The sequence below is a fragment of the Brachybacterium sp. sponge genome (assembly GCF_001613775.1).
GTDB classification, from domain to species: Bacteria; Actinomycetota; Actinomycetes; order Actinomycetales; family Dermabacteraceae; genus Brachybacterium; species Brachybacterium conglomeratum.
The window spans coordinates 1,036,058-1,053,872 of the sequence record NZ_LRMP01000002.1 but is presented as its reverse complement, the minus strand read 5'-3'; the positions used below and the strand labels follow the sequence as shown (position 1 = coordinate 1,053,872).

Here is a 17,815-nt window from a genome sequence, read left to right as displayed (position 1 = left end):
CGACTGCGCGTTTGAATACGAGGCGGAATGTCAAGAAGCGTCGATTCCTGTGGATAACTCGGATGCCGTCTACGATCTTCCGCACGGAATTGCGGACAGCGCACTGTGGAAAACCAATACGTGGGGAGGAACCCTCGACACGACGCGGTGGATGACTCCGCTTCGTGGAGGAACCGTCCAAGCCGCACCGGGACGGGGCCGCGCTCGGAGGGGCAATCCGCAGCCCGGCTCAGCTCTCCTCGAGCACGCTCGCGCCGGGCGCCGAGCCCCGCGCGATCAGGCAGGACTCCGCCAGCCCATCCTCCGTCAGCCCTGCTGCGATGGTGCGCGCGGCGGCCTCGTCCTCGACCAGCGCGGCGACCGTCGGCCCGGAGCCGCTGACGATCGCGCCGATCGCGCCGAGCCGCTCGGCAGCCTCGACGACCTCCTCGAGCCGGGGATGCAGGGCGAACGCCGCGGCCTGGAGGTCGTTGTGGAGGGTGTCGGCGAGCAGCTCGAGGTTGCCGCCGCTGAGCGCCTGGAGCTGTCGCTCGTCGATCTCGGGTCGCTCCGGCGGCACCCGGCCGCCCGCGAGCACGAGCTCGTCGAAGCGCCGGAAGACCTCCGGGGTGGAGAGGTGCCCGCCGGGGACGGCGAGCAGCCAGGTCCATTCGCCGTGGGTGAGCACCGTGGTGAGGTCCGCGCCGTTGCCGCGGCCGAGCGCGGTGTGTCCGAGCATCGAGAAGGGCACGTCGGCGCCGAGTTGTGCCCCGAGCGTGCGCAGCGCCTCGGCGCCGAGGCCCAGCCCCCACAGCCGGTCCAGCGCCACGAGCACCGCCGCAGCGTCGGCCGAGCCGCCCGCCATGCCGCCGGCGACGGGGACCTGCTTGCGGACGTGGAGCGCCGCCGCCTCCCGCACCCCGCACTCGGTGCGCAGCAGCTCGGCGGCGCGCAGGGCGAGGTTGGTGCCGTCCAGCGGCACCTCCCCGGGCACCTCGGAGGTGATCTCGAGGCTCATCTCGTCGGCGCGGGTCGCCGTGACGGTCTCGTAGAGGTCGACCGCCTGGAACACCGTCGCGAGCGCGTGGTAGCCACTGCCGTCCACGCCGCCGACGTGCAGGGACAGGTTGATCTTGCCGGGGGCGCGCACGACCACCCGTTCGAGGGCGCCGTTCACCCCTCGGCTCCCGTCGCGTCGTCCTCGGGCACGGTGCGCCCCGTCCCCTCGCCCGCCTCGGTGTCGCCCTCGGCCTGCTCGGCCGCGGCGTGCGCGATGGCGCGGAACTGCTCGACCTCGAGGGTCTCTCCTCGAGCCGACGGGTCGATCCCGGCGGCGCGGAGGATCTCCTCGGCGCGTGCCGCGGTGCCCGCCCAGCCGGCGAGCGCGGCGCGCAGGGTCTTGCGGCGCTGGGCGAATGCCGCATCGATCACGGCGAAGACCTGCTCACGCTCCGCCGCGGTGCCGAGCGGCTCCTCGTGGCGGACCAGCTGCACGAGGGCGGAGTCGACGTTGGGGACGGGCCAGAAGATCTGGCGCGAGATCCGTCCGGCCTGGACGGCGCGGCCGTACCAGGCGGCCTTCACGCTCGGTCCGCCGTAGGTGCGCGAGCCCGGCCCGGCGGTGAGCCGGTCGACGACCTCGGACTGCACCATGACCAGCGCCGAGCGGAGCGAGTCGAAGCGCTCGAGCATGGTCAGCAGGATGGGGGTGGCGACGTTGTAGGGCAGGTTCGCGACCAGCATCGTCGGCTCCCCCGCGCGGGGCAGCTCGGGCAGGTCGGTGACCTGGAGCGCGTCGGCGTGGACGAGGCGGAAGCGCCCCTCCTCGACGCCGCGGGCGCGCAGGGTGAGGGGGAGCAGCTCGGCGAGGCCGCGGTCGAGCTCGACCGCGACGACGTCCGCCTGCGCCTCGAGCAGGCCGAGGGTGAGGGACCCCAATCCCGGCCCGACCTCGAGCACGGCCTGGCCGGGCTCGACGCCGGCGCGGCCGACGATGGTGCGCACCGTGTTGGGATCCATCACGAAGTTCTGACCGCGCTGCTTCGAGGGGCGGATCCCTGCGGCCTCGGCGAGCTCGCGGATGTCGCGGTGGGTCAGCAGCAGGCCGGCGCCGTCCTGCTCGCCCCCGCGGCCCTGCTCCCCCGTGCTCATACCGCGGCCGCCTCGGGCCAGCCGTACACGTCCTGGGTGGTCGCCCGCACCGCGCGGCAGGCCTCCTCGAGGGAGGCACCGGTGGTCTCCGCGATCGTCGCCATGGTCAGCGGGATCAGGTAGGAGGAGTTCGGCCGGCCGCGATAGGGCACGGGGGTGAGGAAGGGCGCGTCGGTCTCGACCATGACCTGTCCGAGGCCCACCTCGGCGAGCGCGGCGCGGAGGTCGGTCGCGTTCTTGAAGGTGACGGTGCCGGCGAAGGAGAGGTACCAGCCGCGGTCCGCGCACTGGCGCGCGAACTCCGCGTCGCCGGAGAAGCAGTGGAAGACGGTCCGCTCGGGGGCGCCGTCGGCCTCGAGGATCTCGAGCACGTCGCGGTGCGCGTCGCGGTCGTGGATCTGGAGCGGGAGGTCGAGCTCCTTGGCGAGCGCGATGTGGGCGCGGAAGGAGGAGATCTGCGCCTCGCGGGCCTGCTCGTCCTTGCGGGAGGTGCGGAACCAGTCCAGGCCCGTCTCCCCCACCACGACCATGCCGGGGCCGCGCAGCAGCTCCGAGACCTCGGCGACGGCGGCGTCGAGGCCGACGATCCCGCGCCCGTCGTGGTCGTGACCGCGGGCGTGCAGCGTCGCCTCGTTGGGGTGCACGGCGACGCCGCCGCGCAAGGAGGGCGGGCAGTCCGGGGCGGCCAGCAGCGCCGCGGTCCAGCGCACCGCCTCGAGGTCGGAGCCGATCGTGATCTGCGCGTCGATGCCGGCGGCGGCGGCGCGGTCCACATGGTCCTGGACGCTGAGCTGCGTGTCCCCGTCGGCGAAGTCGAGGTGGCAGTGGTTGTCGATCACCGGGTACGGCAGCGGCTCGGGCGCGGGCGGCCAGGAGCGGTCGCGCTTCTTCCCGCGCGGATCGATGTCCTCGCGGTCGCGCACCGGCGGGAGCGCGGAGGCGGGGGTGTTCTCGTGCGGTGACGGCATGCGACCATCGTAGGAGGGTCGCCGCACTGCTCCGCACCGTGTCCTCGGGAGCGCCCCCTCGGCCTGCGGGGCCGACGGCCGCCGCGCAGCGCCGCAGAGGCGCCCGACCGGCCGTGTCCTGCACCGCCGGTGTGATACCTCACGGAGCGCGAGGGCGCGGAATCGATGCGGATGTGGCAAGATGGGTCGTCGTTGCGCGCCCTTTCGTGCACCCGAGCGCCCCGATCGTCGTGTCCCCGGACACTGCAGCGGGTTCGGGTCGCTGCTCGGTACGGACGCCAACGCCGTTCATCCTCCGGACCGTCCAAGGAGCGTCCCATGGCAGTGCCCAAGTTCAAGATGTCCCGTGCGCGCACGCACTCCCGCCGCTCGCAGTGGAAGGCGAACAACGCCGACCTCGTGCAGGTGACGGTCCGCGGCCGCACTGCCAACGTCCCGCGCCGCCTCGCGAAGGCCTACCAGCGCGGCCTCCTCCAGATCGAGGACTGATCCCGCGCGGGCACGGCCCGCACGCAGGACCTTCGAGAACGCCCCCGGCACCAGGTGCCGGGGGCGTTCTCGCATGCTGTCCTCACCGCCGACGGGCGGCGAGCGCGAGGTCGTAGAGCTCGCTCGCGCCGACGCCCTCGTGGGTCCGGGCGATCTCCTTCGCCGCGTCCTTGAGCCGCTCCCCCGCCGCCGCCCGCTCGAGCACCTCGTCGACGAGGTCCTCGGCGGAGGCGGCGACCGGCTCGGCCCCGGCGACCACGATCACGATCTCGCCGAGCACCTCGGTGCCCTCCGCCCAACGAACCAGCTCGGCGAGGGTGCCGCGCAGGATCTCCTCGTGCGTCTTGGTCAGCTCGCGGGCCACGGCCGCGCGTCGGCCCTCCCCGAAGGCCTCCGCCATCGCGGCGAGGGTCGCGGCGGTGCGCCGCGGCGATTCGAAGAAGACCATGGTGCGGCGCTCGCCCGCGAGCGGCTCGAGGGCGCTCGCGCGCCGGCCGCCGCGCCGGGGCGGGAAGCCCTCGAAGGTGAAGCGGTCCGGGGCGATCCCCGAGGCGGCGAGCGCGGTGAGCACGGCCGACGGGCCGGGGATCACCGTGACGGGCAGGCCCTCCTCCGCGGCGGCGCGCACGGCCTCGAAGCCGGGATCGGAGACCACCGGCATCCCGGCGTCGGTGACCACGAGGACCCGCTGCCCGGCGCGGACCGCCTCGAGCAGCGTCGCGGTCCGCTCGGCCTCGTTGTGCTCGTGGTAAGAGAGGATCCTCGAGCTCGTGGAGACCTCGAGGTCGGTCATCAGCCGGTGCAGGCGCCGGGTGTCCTCGGCGGCGATGAGGTCCGCGGAGCCGAGCGCCCGCAGCAGGCGCACCGAGGCGTCCAGGGGGTTCCCGATCGGGGTGGCGGCGAGGGTGAGGACTCCGGGCTCGAGCATCCCGCCATGCTAGTGCCGTCGGTGCCGGTTCCCTCGCCGCCGTCGGGCTCCGCGTGCTGTCCGTGGCGCGGCCTGCCGATCACCTAGCATGACCGGGTGCGCACCGAGCTGTCCGAGGAGGAGTCCGCGGCGGGGGCCCGTCGTCGTGCGGCCGTCGAGGACGAGCCGGGCGCGCTGCTGGCCTCCTACCGCCGGCGTCTGCGCGCCGTCGACCTGCCGGTCTCGCGGATGGCCTGGGCCGGGGCGATGGCGGTGTTCGGCCTCGCGCTCGTGCTGCGGCTGTGGGGGCTGGGCTCCATCGGGGAGCTGATCTTCGACGAGACCTACTACGTCAAGGACGGCTTCACCCTCACCCAGCAGGGCGTGGAGATGGACTGGCCCGAGGAGCCCGATGCGGCCTTCGAGGCCGGGGACGTCGACTCCTACGAGGAGACCGCCTCCTATGTCGTCCATCCGCCGCTCGGGAAGTGGCTGATCGGCGCGGGCATGACGCTGCTGGGGGCGGACAGCCCCTGGGGCTGGCGGATCTCCTCCGCCGTGCTCGGCTCCCTCGCGGTGCTGATGCTGACCTTCATCGCGCGGCGGCTGTTCCGCTCCACCACCGCGGGCCTCATCGCGGGGCTCCTGTTCGCCGTGGACGGGATGGCGCTCGTCCATGCGCGCACGAGCCTGCTGGACCCCTTCCTGATGGTGTTCGTGCTCGCCGCCTTCGGCGCGCTGCTCATCGACCGCGACCGGTTCCGGGAGCACCTCGCGCTGACCGCCGCCCGGATGCACCTCGCCGCCGAGGCGCCGCCCCCGCTCGGGGCCTCGGGCGGGCTGCGACCCTGGCGGATCCTGGCCGGGGCGCTGCTCGGTGCGGCCTGCGCGGTGAAGTGGTCGGGGCTGTACTTCGTGGCGGTCTTCGGGATCATGACCGTGCTGTGGGACTGGTGGGCACGCCGCACGATCGCCCAGCCCCGATGGTTCCTCGTCGGGCTGGTGAAGGATGCGATCCCCGCGTTCTTCGCGGTGGTCGGCACGGCGCTGCTGACCTACCTCGTCTCCTGGGCCGGCTGGTTCGCCTCCTCGATCGGGTACAACCGCCACCTCGCGGCCGACGAGGGCGTCGCCACCGGGTTCGATCCGCTCGATGCGCTGATCTCGCTGTGGCTGTACCACCGCCAGGCCTACGACTTCCACGTCGGCCTCGACTCCGAGCACCCGTACGCGGCGCATCCCGCGGGCTGGCTGCTGCAGCTGCGGCCGACGAACTTCTACTACCGCTCCTACGACTATGGGGAGAACGGCTGCGAGGTCGCCCGCTGCGGCGCGCACATCCTCGACGTCGGCAATCCGCTGATCTGGTGGCTGGGAGCGCTGGCGATCCTCGTCGCCGTGGTGCTCGGGATCGTGCATCGCGACGGGCGGGCGTGGGCATCGCTGTCGGGGATCGTCGCCGGCTACCTGCCGTGGCTGCTGTACACCGACCGCACCATCTTCACCTTCTACGCGATCGCCTTCGAGCCGTGGCTGATCCTGTGCCTGACCTACATGCTCAGCCTCGTGATCGGTCCGCCGGGCGCGGAGCGGGAGCGGCGCCTGGCCGGCGGGCTGTTCGTCGGCTCGCTGCTGGTGCTCATCGTGATGGTCTCGGCGTTCTTCTGGCCGGTGTGGACCGGGCAGGTGCTGGACGTGGAGCAGTGGCAGTACCGGATGTGGCTGCCGTCCTGGACCTGACAGACCGCGGGCGCGCCGGCGTCCCGTGCGGCAACCCCGCAGTCCGGTGCATCACGGCCCCTGCCCGCCGCTACGATGACGCCATGGCCACGGACTCCTCAGCGCTGCGAGCTCTCGCCCACGACCTCGGTGTCAGCACCCGGTACTGGGGGTGGGACGGCACCGAGAAGGACGTCGCCGACTCCACCCTGTACGCGATCCTCGCCGCGCTCGGCTCCCCGGTCGCCTCCGACGGGGACATCGCCGCCGTCCGCGCCCACCGCGAGCGCGCCCCGTGGGAGCGCACTCTCCCGCCGGTGACGGTGATGCGCGAGGACCGGGCCTCGAGCGTCCCCGTGCACGTCGACCACGGCACCCCCGTCTCCGTGCACGTCCTGCTCGAGGAGGGCGGGCGGGTCGATCTCGTCCAGGGCGAGGACCACACGACGCCGTTCGACCTCGACGGCACGCTGCGCGGCCGCGCCCGCTTCCTGCTGCCGGGAGGGCTGCCGCTGGGCTGGCACCGGCTGGTCGCCGAGACCGCCGCCGGTCCCGCCGAGGCGGACCTCGTGGTCACCCCGGCACGGCTCACCGTCCACGAGCAGTACGCGGCCCGGCGCGCCTTCGGCATCCAGGCGCAGCTGTACTCGGTCCGCTCCGAGCGGTCCTGGGGCATCGGCGATCTCGCCGACATGCGCGACCTCGCCGCGATCACCGGAGCGCGCCACGGCGCGGACTTCCTGCTGGTGAACCCGCTGCACGCCTCCTACCCGACCCCGCCCGTGGAGCCCTCCCCCTATCTCCCGGTCACCCGGCGCTTCACGGCCCCGCTGTACCTGCGGATCGAGGAGGTGCCCGAGCACCGCTCCCTCACCGAGATCGCCCGTCAGAAGGTCGAGCTGCTGCGCGGCACGGTCGCGGACCGCAACACACGCGGGGACCGGCTCGAGCGCGACGCCGTGCTGGAGGCGAAGCTCGAGGCGCTCGAGGAGCTGTTCGCGGTCCCGCTGACGGCGGGCCGGGCCGCGCTGCTGGACGCCTACCGGGCGCGGGAGGGGCAGGGGCTCGAGGACTTCGCCCTGTGGTCCGCGATCGCGGAGTCGGTGCGCGGCACGCCCAGGGAGACCGTGCTGCAGCATCTCGACGAGGCGGTCCTCGAGCAGGCACGGACCGAGCTCGCCGACCGGATCGAGTTCCACGTCCGCGTGCAGTGGTGGCTGGACGAGCAGATGGCCGCCGCACAGGCCGCCTCGCGCGAGGCCGGGATGCGGATCGGGATCATGCACGATCTCGCCGTCGGCGTCGAGCAGGTCGGCGCGGACTCCTGGGCGCTTCAGGACGTGCTCGCCCGCGGCGCGACCGTCGGCGCGCCCGCCGACCAGTACAACCAGCAGGGCCAGAACTGGTCGCAGCCGCCCTGGCACCCGGAGCGTCTGCGCGAGGCGTCCTACCGGCCGTGGCGGGACATGCTGCGCACCCTGACGCGGCATGCCGGCGCGCTGCGGATCGACCACGTGCTGGGCCTGTTCCGGCTGTGGTGGATCCCCGAGGGGCACCGGGCGGCCGACGGCGCCTACGTCTCCTACGACCACGAGGCGATGATCGGGATCCTCGCGCTGGAGGCGCAGCGCTCGGGCACCCTCGTCGTCGGCGAGGACCTGGGCACCTTCGAGCCGTGGGTGCGCGACTACCTGGTGGACCGCGGAATCATGGGCACCTCGATCCTGTGGTTCGAGTACGACGGCGAGGGGAAGCCGCTGCGCGCCGAGGACTACCGCACCCTGTGCATGGCCTCGGTGAACACCCATGACCTGCCGCCGACGGCCGGCTATCTCGCCGGCGACCACGTCACCCTCCGCCACGAGCTCGGGCTGCTGGAGCGGCCGCTGGACGAGGAGCTCGCGACCGACGCCGCCGGACGCGAGGAGGTGCTGGACGTGCTGCGGGCCGAGGGGCTGCTGGCCCCGGGTCCGGCAGGCGATGTCGAGGAGACGGTGATCGCGCTGCACCGGCACCTGGCCCGCACCCCGTCGATGCTGCTCGGGGTCTCGCTCGTGGACTGCGTGGGCGAGCGACGGATCCAGAACCAGCCGGGCACCGACGAGGAGTACCCCAACTGGCGGATCCCGCTCGCGGACCCGGCCGGCCGGCCCGTCGGCCTCGACGAGATTGCGACCGATCCCCGCACCGCACGGCTGCTCGCCGCGGTGCGGGAGGGGATCGGCGGGCGCTGAGCCCGCTCTCCCCCGCCCGCCGGGACGCTCGACGACGCAGCCCCGCCTCCCGTGATCGTGGGAGGCGGGGCTGCGTCGTCGGCGGGGCAGGCTCAGGAGGCGGTGACGGTGCCCCACTCCTCGCGCGCCTCGAGGAAGGCGCGGGCCGCGGCCTGGGCGCCCTCGAGGCTGTGGTGGGCGCCCCAGCCGCACTGGACCTCGTTCGCGGCGGGGACCTCGTCGGCCGCGAGCAGGTCGCGCAGGGTCGCCTCGAGGATCGGGGCGAAGCCGTCTGCGTCGTGGTCTCCCATCAGCAGCACGTAGAACCCGGTGCGGCAGCCCATCGGGGAGACGTCCAGGACGTCCCCGGAGTGGTTGCGCATGTGCTCGGCCATCATGTGCTCGAGGGAGTGGACCGTCTCGGACTCGAGATGGGCGAGGTTCGGCTGGGTGAAGCGGACGTCGAACTTGGTGAGCACGTCGCCGCCGGGCAGCTCTTTGCGATCGGCGATGCGCAGGTAGGGCGCGGCGACGGTGCGGTGGTCGAGGTTGAAGCTCTCGACGTTCATGCGGGGCTGCTCGGTCATGGTTCTCCTCTGATCGGGTGTGGGCGGAGGGTTCGGGGGCCGACGGGGCCGGTGCGCCGTCGGCGGGGGCGGAGGCGCGGCGCAGGCGCTCTGCGCGGCTCGGTCAGCGGCTCGAGCGGGAGGTGCGGCCGCGGACGACACCGACGAACTCCTGACGGATCTCGTCGTCGGCCGCGCGCGGCCAGGCGAGCGCGATGCGTGTCGGTTCGCCGTCCCGCAGAGGGAGGGCGACGGCGTCCTTGCGACGGTGGAGGCGGGCGAGGGAGAGCGGGACCCGCGCGAAGCCGACTCCGCTTGCGGCCACGGCGATCCGCGAGGCGGCATCGTCGAGGTGCTCCTGCCGGATCTCGGTCTGCCCCGCGAGGTCGGCCTCGACGATGTCGTCCTGCAGGCTCAGCACGTCCTCGTCGCCGACCACCACGCAGGCGCGCTCCTCCCACAGCGCCACCCGGTGCAGCTGCTCGCCCGACTCCTCCGGCAGCGGGAGGCGCACGAAGCACATGTCGACCTCGCCGCCGATCAGCGCCTCCGTCTGGCGGGAGAGCGGGACGGGGACGAGCTCGAGCCAGGCGTCGCGGCGGCCGGACTTCCAGCGGCGCAGGAAGCGGTCGGGCTCGACGCCGGGCACGAAGCCGACGCGCAGGGTGGTGTGGTGCATGGGACCAGACTAGGGCCCGAGACGGTCCTGGGTCGTCCCGGGGCTCGTCGGTCGTTCGGCGCGGGCGAGGACGCGCAGCAGGTCCGGGGTGAAGCGCTCGGCGCGGACGAGGTTCAGCATGTGGTTGCCGTAGGGCAGCAGCTCGAGCCGGCCCTGCGGGGCGGCGGCGGCGAACGAGCGCTCGTGCAGTCGCAGCTGCTCGAAGCGGCCGTGGAGGAAGGTCACCGGCACCGGGATGCGGGACAGCTCGCCGCGCAGGTCCAGGGAGGCGACGGCGGCGAAGGCGGGAGCGACCACGTCGATGTCGGCCCGGCCGCCGCGCAGGTAGGCGCGGGCCCCGTCCCGGCCCAGCAGCCAGGTGAAGGGGAAGGCCTCGGAGCCGCTGCGCATCGCGGGCAGCAGGTCGGTGGCGGTGATCAGGCGGGCGTAGAGCCGGGCGGTGAGCGGGGTGGGCTGCACCGCGGCGCCGCAGGCGACGAGGGAGCCGAGGACGGGGGATGCACCGGCCCTGTCGGTGCCGGCGTCGGCCCGGTCCGCCGCGCCGAGCCGCGCCGCGGAGCGGATCGCGAGCATCCCGCCGAGCGAGCTGCCGACGAGGTGGACGGGCAGAGCGGTCGCCTCGTGCGCGGTGCGCGCCGCGCCCTCGATGACGGACTGCGCGGCCTCGAGGGTGAAGGGCTCGCCGCGGCGTGCGCCGTGCCCGGGCAGGTCCGGGGCGAGGACGTGGTGGCCGGCGGCGCGGAGCGCGGGCACCTGCGGGTCCCACTGGCTGTACGAGGTGCGGGTGCCGTGCACGAGCACGACGGGCCAGGGGCGGGCGGGCCCGGCGGGTCGGGTCGCGGCGTGGTCGCTCATGCCGGCACCGTCGCCGCCGCGCAGCGGTGCAGCACCTTCGCGAAGCGCTTGGGGCGGGAGAGGTTCGCGATGTGCCCGGCATCCTGGAGGATCACGAGCTCGCCGTCGCGGGCGGCCTCGACGAAGAGCGCCTCGTGGCGACGGAAGGGGTCGTGCTCGCCGTTGACGAAGGTGATCGGCACGTCGATCGCGGCGACGTCGGCGAGCAGGTCGAGGGCGCCGATCGTGCGCACCACGGTGCGGATCACGCCGTGGGCGCGGCCGCCTCCGTAGTAGCGCTTCGCGGCCTTGCGGGTGTGGCGCCGGGCGAAGGAGCGGGCGACGCGGGCATCGGAGTCGCCGGGCAGCCAGTCCTTCATCGTCATCCACAGCCCGTACATCCGCGCCATCGCGGGTCCGGGCACGATCGTGCAGTCCGCGGCGACGACGCCCGCGAGCCGGCCGGGGTTCGTGCCGGCGAAGTGGAGGGTGAGATAGCCGCCGAGCGAGAGGCCGACGAGCAGCGGCGGCTGCTGGCAGCGGGAGACGGCCTCGTCGATCGTGGCGAGCGCGGACTCGAGGGTGAAGGGCTCGCCGCGGCGGGCGCCGTGGCCGGGCAGGTCCGGGGCGATCACCTCGTAGCCGCGGTCGCGCAGACGGCGAACCTGGCCCTTCCACATGGTGCGCGAGGAGCGCACGGCATGGATCAGCACGATGCTCCGAGTCACGGCGTCCCCTCCTGTGGCGTTCAGCTCCCCCGAGGGAGAGTACCGGGAGCCTGCTCCCCACGGCTGCATCCCCCCACGGACGAGTCCCCGAAGGGCTCTCGCCGGGACGGACAGCCCTCCGTCGCGCCCCTTCGCCACCGCTGCGTCGGCGCACGTCGGAGGGCGATTCCGTTTCCTCCCGGTAAGCCCTATTCTCCCGATACGGGGCGAGGACGCCCCTTTCCCGGCGAAGGAGCCCACCATGCTGACCAGTGTGTTCGACCGTCTCCGTCCAGCCCTCGTGTGGTGTGCCGTGCTGGCCCTCTCGGGCTGCGTCTCCATCAACGTCCCGACCGCTGACCAGCCCCCTCCGGATGAGCCCGGGGTCATCACCGAGGACGCAGGTCAGGAGGGCGAGCTCTCGGACGAACAGGGACCGGAGAAGGACACCGAGGACGACGCCGATCCGGTCTCCTCCTCCCCGGCCGATGATGGATCGACACCGGAGCAGGGCCTCGACGAGGATGCAGACGCTGGCGCCACCTCCAGCTGGGAGACCGTCACGGAGGAGACGAGCTCGGGCATCGCTCGCCTCACCGTGGTCGGCTGTGATCCGTCGGTGTACGGCTCCGGAAGCGGATTCCTCGTCGCCCCGGATCTCATGGTCACGGCGGCGCACGTGGTCGACGAGGCGATCACGACCACCGTCGCCGTCGACGGAGAGGTCCGGGACGCCGTGACGCTCGGCATCGACGACGGCGCCGATGTCGCCCTTCTCCTGCTGGACGAGCCCTTGGACGGGGCGCACGTCTTCTCCTGGCCGGAGGACGAGGTCGGCATCGGAACGGACATCGCGGCGCTCGGGTTCCCTTACGGCGGCGACCTGTCGATCAACAGCGGGACCCTCAGCAGCATCGAGCAGCGCGAGGGCCTGGAGTGGGTACGGATCAGCGCGGACGTGAATCCGGGAAACAGCGGAGGGCCGGTCATCACTCGCTCGGGGGACGTCGTCGGCATCGTTAGCCACGGCTACCACGAGATCAACGGACGCCCGGCCAATGCGATGAGCTACGCCCTCTCCCATGCCACTGCGCGTCCGCTGGTCGACGAGTGGGCCCAGTCCCCCGACCGTCCGGCCACGCCCGAGTGCGTCACCGAGACGGATCCGTCCGAGGTCGCCGTCGACGGCGATGTCTCCGACCCCGAGGTCGCCTTCGCCCTGCTCACCCTGCTCGTGCACGGCGACGCCATCAACCAAGGCAGCTACGACAGCGCGTACGCGATCTTCACGCCCCGGATGCAGGAGGCCATGGGAGGCGTCGAGGCCTGGTCGAGCGGGCTGCACAGCTCGTACTGGACCGAGCTCACGCTGACCGACAGCACGGTCACGCAGGGCGGCGTCACGCTCCGGGTGGCGCTCCGCACCGAGCAGGCGCCCGAGGACGGCCCGGACGGCCAGTCCTGCAGCGACTGGGACCTCACCTACGACCTCGTCCGGGACGGAGACACGCAGGAGCTGCTCATCGACAAGGTGACCTCGCACAGCGACCCCGTCGGCTGCTGACTACCCTGGGACGATGCCGAGCTACCGCCTCCATCTGCCGATCGGTGCGCTGCGCGCCGGCTCCTCCCCCGCCGACGTGCTCGAGCAGGCCGCGCTCGCGCTCGGCTCCCTCCACGCCGTGGAGCGGAAGGACGTCGAGGCGCCGCTCGTCGCGGGCCGGCGCGTCGGCCGGGTGGTGCTGCGCTTCGGCGTGGATCCGAGCTCCCGCGCGGAGGAGGACGAGTCGGCACGGCGGGCCCTCGCGGCCGTGGCCCGGCATCTCGAGGAGACGGTGTGCGAGGTCGCTCCGGCGAGCGCCGTGGTGCTGAGCCGCGGTGCGGGCGGACGGTTCCGGCCGATCCCGCCGTCCCGCCCCGGGGCCTGAGCACTCGCCCACACCTGCGGCGCGCACCGCGCCTGTGGTGGGATGAGGGCGGTGCGCCGTCCGTGCGTTCTGCCGTCGTCCCAGGGGGAGAACGATGATCCAGCCCGTCACCGCGCCCGTCAGCCGCCCGCTCACCACCGCGGTCACCGGCACCAACGGCAAGACCAGCGTCGCGACCGCGACGCTGCAGCTGCTGCGCGCGGCGGGGCTGCGCGCGGCCGGCTGCGACTCGACCGGGATCGACGACGTGCACGGCGCGGTGAGGCCCGCGCAGTTCCGGCGCTCTGCGCAGTTCCTGCCGGATCTCAACGCCGAGCAAGTCGCTCTCGGTGCGGAGGCGATCTCGCTCGAGGCCTTCGTGGGAATCCTCAAGGATGGCCTCTTCGAGCACGTCGAGGTCGACGTGGCGGTGTGCACGGGGCTGGAGCGCGACCACCTCGACGTGCACGGCAGCGTCGAGGCGTACTGGGGTGCGAAGCTGCGGCTGTTCGAGGAGCACCTGCGGCCCGACGGGGTGGCGGTGCTGGCGACGGACTGCGCGCAGGGGGATCTGGTGCGGGACGCGGCGGCGCGGCGCGGGGCGCGCCTGGTGACGGTCGGTCCCGGCGGGGACGTGGCGCTCGAGGAGGCCGAGGAGGTCGCCGCGGCCGACGGGGCGGTGCGGCTCGAGAGGATGCTGCGTGGGCTCGCAGCGTCTCCCGGTGCTGCTGCCGACGGTGCACGCGGTGGCGGTGACGAACCTGCTGCTCGCGGCGAGCGCGGTGATCGCCCTCGGAGCTGAGCCCGGGACGGTGGTCGAGGCGCTGGCAGGGGTGGCTCCTCCTCCGGGCCGGCTCGAGGTGATCGGGCGCCGCGACGGCGTCACCGCGATGGTCGACACCGCGCACAGCGGACGCCGCACCATCCCGCTCGCGGACACGAAGAACCCCGCCGGTCCGGAGACCAGCGGGGTGATTTTGTGGAGCTAGGGGGATTCGAACCCCCGACCTTCTCATTGCGAACGAGACGCGCTACCAACTGCGCCATAGCCCCATGTCGCTCGGCGACCGCATCAGATTAGCACCCCACCAGGGATGCTGTCGCATCGAGGCGGGCCTCTTGACGAAGGTCACAGAGCGGACGCTCAGCTCCCGACCCGCAGAGCCTGCAGCTCGTCCTGCAGCGCATCGAGCACCTCGAGCCGCCCCTGGCCGGAGCAGGCGACGTAGGCGGGCTGGAGGTGGTCGGGCCGCTCGGCGACCTCCTCCCCGGCCCAGGTGCGCAGGGAGCCGCCGGCGCGGCGGACGATGTGGAAGCCGGCCGCGACGTCCCAGGAGTTGATCGCGGTCAGCGCGGTGGCGTCCGCCCATCCCGCGGCGACGTAGGCGAGCTCGAGCGCGGCGGAGCCCAGGTGGCGCACCGCGGAGACCGAGTCCTCGAGGGTGCGGACGGCGCTCGCGGCGAACTCCGGGAAGCGGGAGCCCGTGCGCTGGCCGGGGTAGCCGGAGAGCACGAGGGCGTCGGGGGCCGGGCGGGTCTCGCGCGGGGTGATCTCCCGGCCGTTCAGGGTCGCGGGGCCGTCGGCCGCGGCGAAGACCTGGCCGAGCACCGGCGCGTCGATCACGCCGGCGACCAGCTCGTCGCCGATGGTGACGCCGATCGAGATGCAGAACAGCGGCAGGCCGGCGGCGAAGTTGCTGGTGCCGTCGATCGGGTCGACGTAGAAGCTGACCTGCTCGGGACCGGAGGGCTCCGCGGCGGGGCGCTCCCCGCCCTCCTCGCCGATGATGCGGGCGCTGGGCAGCAGTCGGCGCAGCTCGGAGACGATGATCTCCTCGCTGCGGCGGTCGTGCTCGGTGACGATGTCGTGGCTGGAGGTCTTGTACTCGCGGGAGAGGTCGTCGCGGTCGAGGCCGCGGAGGTACTCGGCGGCGGCGTGTGCGGCGGTGAGGGCGTGCTCGAGCAGCTGGGCCGGGGACGGGGCGGAAGAGGCGGTGGTGTTCATCACCGCCAGGCTAGTCCGCCCTGGTCAGGATCGGAGCGACGGCCCGGAGCACGGACATCTCCCCTCCCCCGACCTGACCTCCGCGACGCCGACCGGTCACGTCCCGAGCAGATGGCGGAGCGCCGGCGTCATGAGCTGTCCGTCCGGATCCGCCGCGCGGCGCACGGCGCGGAAGTCCTCGAAGCGCGGGTAGAGCCGGGAGAGCTCGCGGGCGCCCAGCCAGTGCATCTTGCCCCAGTGGGGCCTCGCCCCGAACCCGGCGAGGGTGCGCTGGACGAGCAGCAGATAGGGCCCGGCCTCCTCCCGGTGGTACCGGTGCGCGGCGATGTACACGGTCTCCCGCTCGAACGCGGTGGAGAGCCAGACGTCGTCGGCCGCGGCCCGGCGGATCTCGAGCGGGAAGGTGACGCGCACGTCCTCGGCCGTGAAGCGGGCGCGCAGCGCCGCGAGCGCCGCCTCGAGGTGCTCGGCCGGCAGCGCCCACTCCGACTCGTGGAAGCGCACCCGGCGCGGCGCGGCGTACACCGCGGCGGAGTCGTCGACCGTGCGCGGCCCGGCGAAGACGTGGGAGGCGAGCTCGGCGACGGGCCTCGACAGCGGCGGAGCGACCGCTGCGGCGCGGCACAGCATCTCCCAGGCGCCGTTGCCGAGCACCTCGCGCTGCAGCAGCACGGCGGCGCGCGGGGGCCGCTGCCGGGGCGCGTCGGCCGGGAGACGGGTCATGGTGCGCACGGTCGCGCGATCGGTGCGGGGGAACCAGAAGATCTCGTGGTGGTCCGCCCTCTCGCAGGTCGCGAGGAACTCGCCGGCCGCCTCGTCGAGGGGCCGGGTGGTCTCGACCAGCTGAAGCCGGTAGGCGGGCACGCATTGCAGGGTCACCTCGAGGACCACCCCGATCGTGCCGAGGCCGAGCCGTGCCGCCTCGAAGAGGTCCCGGTCCTGGGTCGGCGAGGTGTCGAGGACGGAGCCGTCGGGCAGGGCGATCCGCAGTGCGCGCACCGTGCCCGCGAAGCCGGTGAAGCGCGCGCCGGTGCCGTGGGTGCCGGTCTGGATCGCCCCGGCGATCGACTGCCGGTCGATGTCTCCCATCGTCTCCAGCGCCAGGCCGTGCGGGGCGAGGAGCTCGGCGACCGACCAGAGCCGGGTGCCGCCGCGCAGGGTCACGAGGCCGGTCGCCGGATCGGCGCGGACCAGCCCCTGATGGCGGTCGAGGGTGAGGAGCAGCCCGTCGGTCGCCACCAGCGGGGAGAAGGAGTGGCCGCCGCCGATCACGCGCAGCGGGAGACCACGGGAGCGCGCCTCCCGGAGCGCGGCGGTGACCTCGTCCTCGCTGGTGGGGGCGAGGACCTCGTGCGGGGTGAAGCGGACCGCGCCGGACCAGTTGCGGCGCGGCCGGGGGCGGCCTGATCGCGGGCGGCGGCTCGGGCTCGTCGTCATCGACGGCTCCTTCCGGGACAGGGGCGGCGGGGCGCTGCGGGCCGGGGTTCAGAGGAAGGTCAGGCCCTCGCCGCGGTAGGTGGGCATCGGGTCCAGGACCTGCTCGCCCTGGACGGGCAGGTAGTGGGAGAAGTGCTCGGCGGGCTCGCCGGCCTTGGCGTGCCGCAGCCACACCGTGTCGCCGATGAGGAGGTCCTCGGCGGCGGGGCCGATCACAGGGGTCTGCACCTCGCCGGCCGCCTCCTGCGGGGCGAAGGCGAGTCCGGGCGGATGGGCGATGGTGGGCAGGCGGTCCGTGCCGGGCGGGCCGGAGGCGATCCACCCGCCGCCGAGCACGGTCGCGACGCCCGGGGCGGGGCGGCGCACGACGGAGGTGCCCAGCCACAGCGCGGGCTGCGGGGAGAAGCCGCGGTAACGGTCGAACAGGCCCGGCCCGATCAGCCCCGAGCCGGCGGCGACCTCGGTGACGGCCTCCTCGGCGGCGCTGGACTCGAGCGAGCCGGTGCCGCCGGCGTTGACGAACTCGAGCGGGGCGAGCGCCCGGACCGCGGCGACCACCTCGGCGCGGCGTGCGGCGATCTCGGGGCGGGAGAGGCGCTTCATCGCGCGGACCGTGGCACCGTAGGGGGTGTGCGCGGCGTCGGTGACCCCGGCGATGTGGCCCTCGTAGGCCATCAGACCCACCAGCTGGAGACGGGGCCGGGAGATCGCCGCGCGGGCCAGGCGGACGGCCTGGCCCGCCGTGCGCACCGGGGAGCGCAGGGCGCCGAAGCGGATCCCGGGCAGTGGGGCGTAGGAGACGTCGAGCTCGAGCGCCACGCGGATCCTGCGCCCGCCCGTGCGGGGCGGGAGGTCGGCGGTGGCGTCGAGGACCAGATCCAGCTGCGCGGCCTCGTCGACCATGAGCGTGATCGCGTCCAGCGCCTCAGGGGAGGCGGCGAGGCGGCGCAGCGCCCCACGCTCCGCGGTCGGATAGGCGACCAGCACGTCCCGTGCCCCGTGGGCGACGAGCCACAGCGCCTCGGGGAGGGTGAAGGCGAGGATCCCGGAGATGCCGGGGCGGGCGAGGACCCGGTCCATCAGCCCCCGCACCCGCAGCGACTTCGAGGCGATGCGCACCGGGGTGCCGCCGGCGCGGCGGAGGAGGTCGTCGGCGTTGGCGTCGACGGCGTCGAGGTCGAGGACCGCGAGGGGGCGCTCGGACCAACCTGCCCCGGCCAGCAGTCCGTCGAGTCCCGCGAGGTCGCGCACCGG

General features: G+C 73.8%; 18 protein-coding genes and 1 tRNA gene. 7 read left to right on the top strand and 12 right to left on the bottom strand.

Annotated elements, in window-relative coordinates:
• Nucleotides 1-229 precede the first annotated feature (229 nt).
• The 3 genes from A4A78_RS12690 to A4A78_RS12680 are packed head-to-tail and all read right to left on the bottom strand — an operon-like array spanning nt 230 to nt 3,098.
• Nucleotides 230-1,156 (bottom strand): 4-(cytidine 5'-diphospho)-2-C-methyl-D-erythritol kinase, encoded by a 927-nt coding sequence (locus A4A78_RS12690; protein WP_062949725.1) that lies wholly within the window; start codon nt 1,154-1,156, stop codon nt 230-232.
• Nucleotides 1,153-2,130 carry a 16S rRNA (adenine(1518)-N(6)/adenine(1519)-N(6))-dimethyltransferase RsmA gene (gene rsmA, locus A4A78_RS12685; RefSeq protein WP_062949723.1) on the bottom strand — a complete coding sequence of 326 codons (978 nt, stop codon included), beginning with the start codon at nt 2,128-2,130 and terminating at the stop codon, nt 1,153-1,155. Before rsmA ends, A4A78_RS12690 begins: the two co-directional genes overlap by 4 nt.
• Nucleotides 2,127-3,098 (bottom strand): TatD family hydrolase, encoded by a 972-nt coding sequence (locus tag A4A78_RS12680; protein WP_062949721.1) that lies wholly within the window; start codon nt 3,096-3,098, stop codon nt 2,127-2,129. Before A4A78_RS12680 ends, rsmA begins: the two co-directional genes overlap by 4 nt.
• A 318-nt stretch (nt 3,099-3,416) precedes the next feature.
• Between A4A78_RS12680 and rpmF the strand changes: the two genes are divergently transcribed.
• Nucleotides 3,417-3,587 carry a 50S ribosomal protein L32 gene (gene rpmF, locus A4A78_RS12675; protein WP_010551080.1) on the top strand — a complete coding sequence of 57 codons (171 nt, stop codon included), beginning with the start codon at nt 3,417-3,419 and terminating at the stop codon, nt 3,585-3,587.
• An 82-nt stretch (nt 3,588-3,669) separates the two neighbouring features.
• Here the strand turns inward: rpmF and rsmI are convergent, their stop codons facing one another.
• On the bottom strand, nt 3,670-4,515 hold the full coding sequence (gene rsmI / locus A4A78_RS12670) for a 16S rRNA (cytidine(1402)-2'-O)-methyltransferase (RefSeq protein WP_062949719.1): 846 nt from the start codon (nt 4,513-4,515) through the stop codon (nt 3,670-3,672).
• Nucleotides 4,516-4,611: 96 nt separating this feature from the next.
• On the opposite strand from rsmI, the gene A4A78_RS12665 reads away from it, so the two are divergent.
• Both A4A78_RS12665 and malQ read left to right on the top strand, forming a co-directional pair.
• Nucleotides 4,612-6,234: a dolichyl-phosphate-mannose--protein mannosyltransferase gene (locus tag A4A78_RS12665; RefSeq protein WP_062949717.1), complete on the top strand. Its 1,623-nt coding sequence runs from the start codon at nt 4,612-4,614 to the stop codon at nt 6,232-6,234.
• Nucleotides 6,235-6,317: 83 nt separating this feature from the next.
• Nucleotides 6,318-8,447 (top strand): 4-alpha-glucanotransferase, encoded by a 2,130-nt coding sequence (gene malQ / locus A4A78_RS12660; protein ID WP_062949715.1) that lies wholly within the window; start codon nt 6,318-6,320, stop codon nt 8,445-8,447.
• Between the two features lie 92 nt (nt 8,448-8,539).
• On the opposite strand, the gene A4A78_RS12655 is transcribed toward malQ, so the two are convergent.
• From A4A78_RS12655 to A4A78_RS12640, 4 genes are all read right to left on the bottom strand, one after another.
• Nucleotides 8,540-9,013, bottom strand: a complete 474-nt coding sequence (locus tag A4A78_RS12655; protein WP_062949713.1) for an S-ribosylhomocysteine lyase — start codon at nt 9,011-9,013, stop codon at nt 8,540-8,542.
• A 103-nt stretch (nt 9,014-9,116) separates the two neighbouring features.
• The gene (locus A4A78_RS12650; protein ID WP_062949711.1) at nt 9,117-9,671 is read right to left on the bottom strand and encodes a LysR substrate-binding domain-containing protein; all 555 of its coding nucleotides are present in this window, start codon (nt 9,669-9,671) and stop codon (nt 9,117-9,119) included.
• A gap of 9 nt (nt 9,672-9,680) precedes the next feature.
• Nucleotides 9,681-10,526, bottom strand: a complete 846-nt coding sequence (locus A4A78_RS12645; RefSeq protein ID WP_062949709.1) for an alpha/beta fold hydrolase — start codon at nt 10,524-10,526, stop codon at nt 9,681-9,683.
• Nucleotides 10,523-11,233 carry an alpha/beta fold hydrolase gene (locus tag A4A78_RS12640; RefSeq protein ID WP_010551073.1) on the bottom strand — a complete coding sequence of 237 codons (711 nt, stop codon included), beginning with the start codon at nt 11,231-11,233 and terminating at the stop codon, nt 10,523-10,525. Before A4A78_RS12640 ends, A4A78_RS12645 begins: the two co-directional genes overlap by 4 nt.
• A 241-nt stretch (nt 11,234-11,474) precedes the next feature.
• Here A4A78_RS12640 and A4A78_RS12635 point away from each other — a divergent pair, with 241 nt between their 5' ends.
• From A4A78_RS12635 to A4A78_RS12620, 4 genes are all read left to right on the top strand, one after another.
• A complete protein-coding gene (locus A4A78_RS12635; protein WP_062949707.1) occupies nt 11,475-12,776 on the top strand; it encodes a serine protease in 1,302 nt (433 codons plus the stop codon).
• Nucleotides 12,777-12,789: 13 nt separating this feature from the next.
• Nucleotides 12,790-13,140: a hypothetical protein gene (locus A4A78_RS12630; RefSeq protein ID WP_062949705.1), complete on the top strand. Its 351-nt coding sequence runs from the start codon at nt 12,790-12,792 to the stop codon at nt 13,138-13,140.
• Between the two features lie 94 nt (nt 13,141-13,234).
• A complete protein-coding gene (locus A4A78_RS12625) occupies nt 13,235-13,921 on the top strand; it encodes a Mur ligase family protein (protein ID WP_062949703.1) in 687 nt (228 codons plus the stop codon).
• A complete protein-coding gene (locus tag A4A78_RS12620) occupies nt 13,872-14,108 on the top strand; it encodes a hypothetical protein (RefSeq protein WP_197466679.1) in 237 nt (78 codons plus the stop codon). The genes A4A78_RS12625 and A4A78_RS12620 overlap by 50 nt, the downstream gene beginning before the upstream one ends.
• On the opposite strand, the gene A4A78_RS12615 is transcribed toward A4A78_RS12620, so the two are convergent.
• From A4A78_RS12615 to A4A78_RS12600, 4 genes are all read right to left on the bottom strand, one after another.
• Nucleotides 14,100-14,172: transfer RNA gene (locus A4A78_RS12615), tRNA-Ala, on the bottom strand. The two genes, A4A78_RS12620 and A4A78_RS12615, sit on opposite strands and share 9 nt — an antisense overlap.
• A gap of 91 nt (nt 14,173-14,263) precedes the next feature.
• A complete protein-coding gene (locus tag A4A78_RS12610) occupies nt 14,264-15,124 on the bottom strand; it encodes an inositol monophosphatase (RefSeq protein WP_062949699.1) in 861 nt (286 codons plus the stop codon).
• 96 nt (nt 15,125-15,220) lie between these two features.
• Entirely contained in the window at nt 15,221-16,561 is a 1,341-nt protein-coding gene (locus tag A4A78_RS12605) for a D-arabinono-1,4-lactone oxidase (RefSeq protein ID WP_062949697.1), read from the bottom strand.
• Nucleotides 16,562-16,609: 48 nt separating this feature from the next.
• Complete coding sequence (locus tag A4A78_RS12600) at nt 16,610-17,812, bottom strand: alanine racemase (protein WP_082835315.1); 1,203 nt, start codon at nt 17,810-17,812, stop codon at nt 16,610-16,612.
• Nucleotides 17,813-17,815 lie beyond the last annotated feature (3 nt).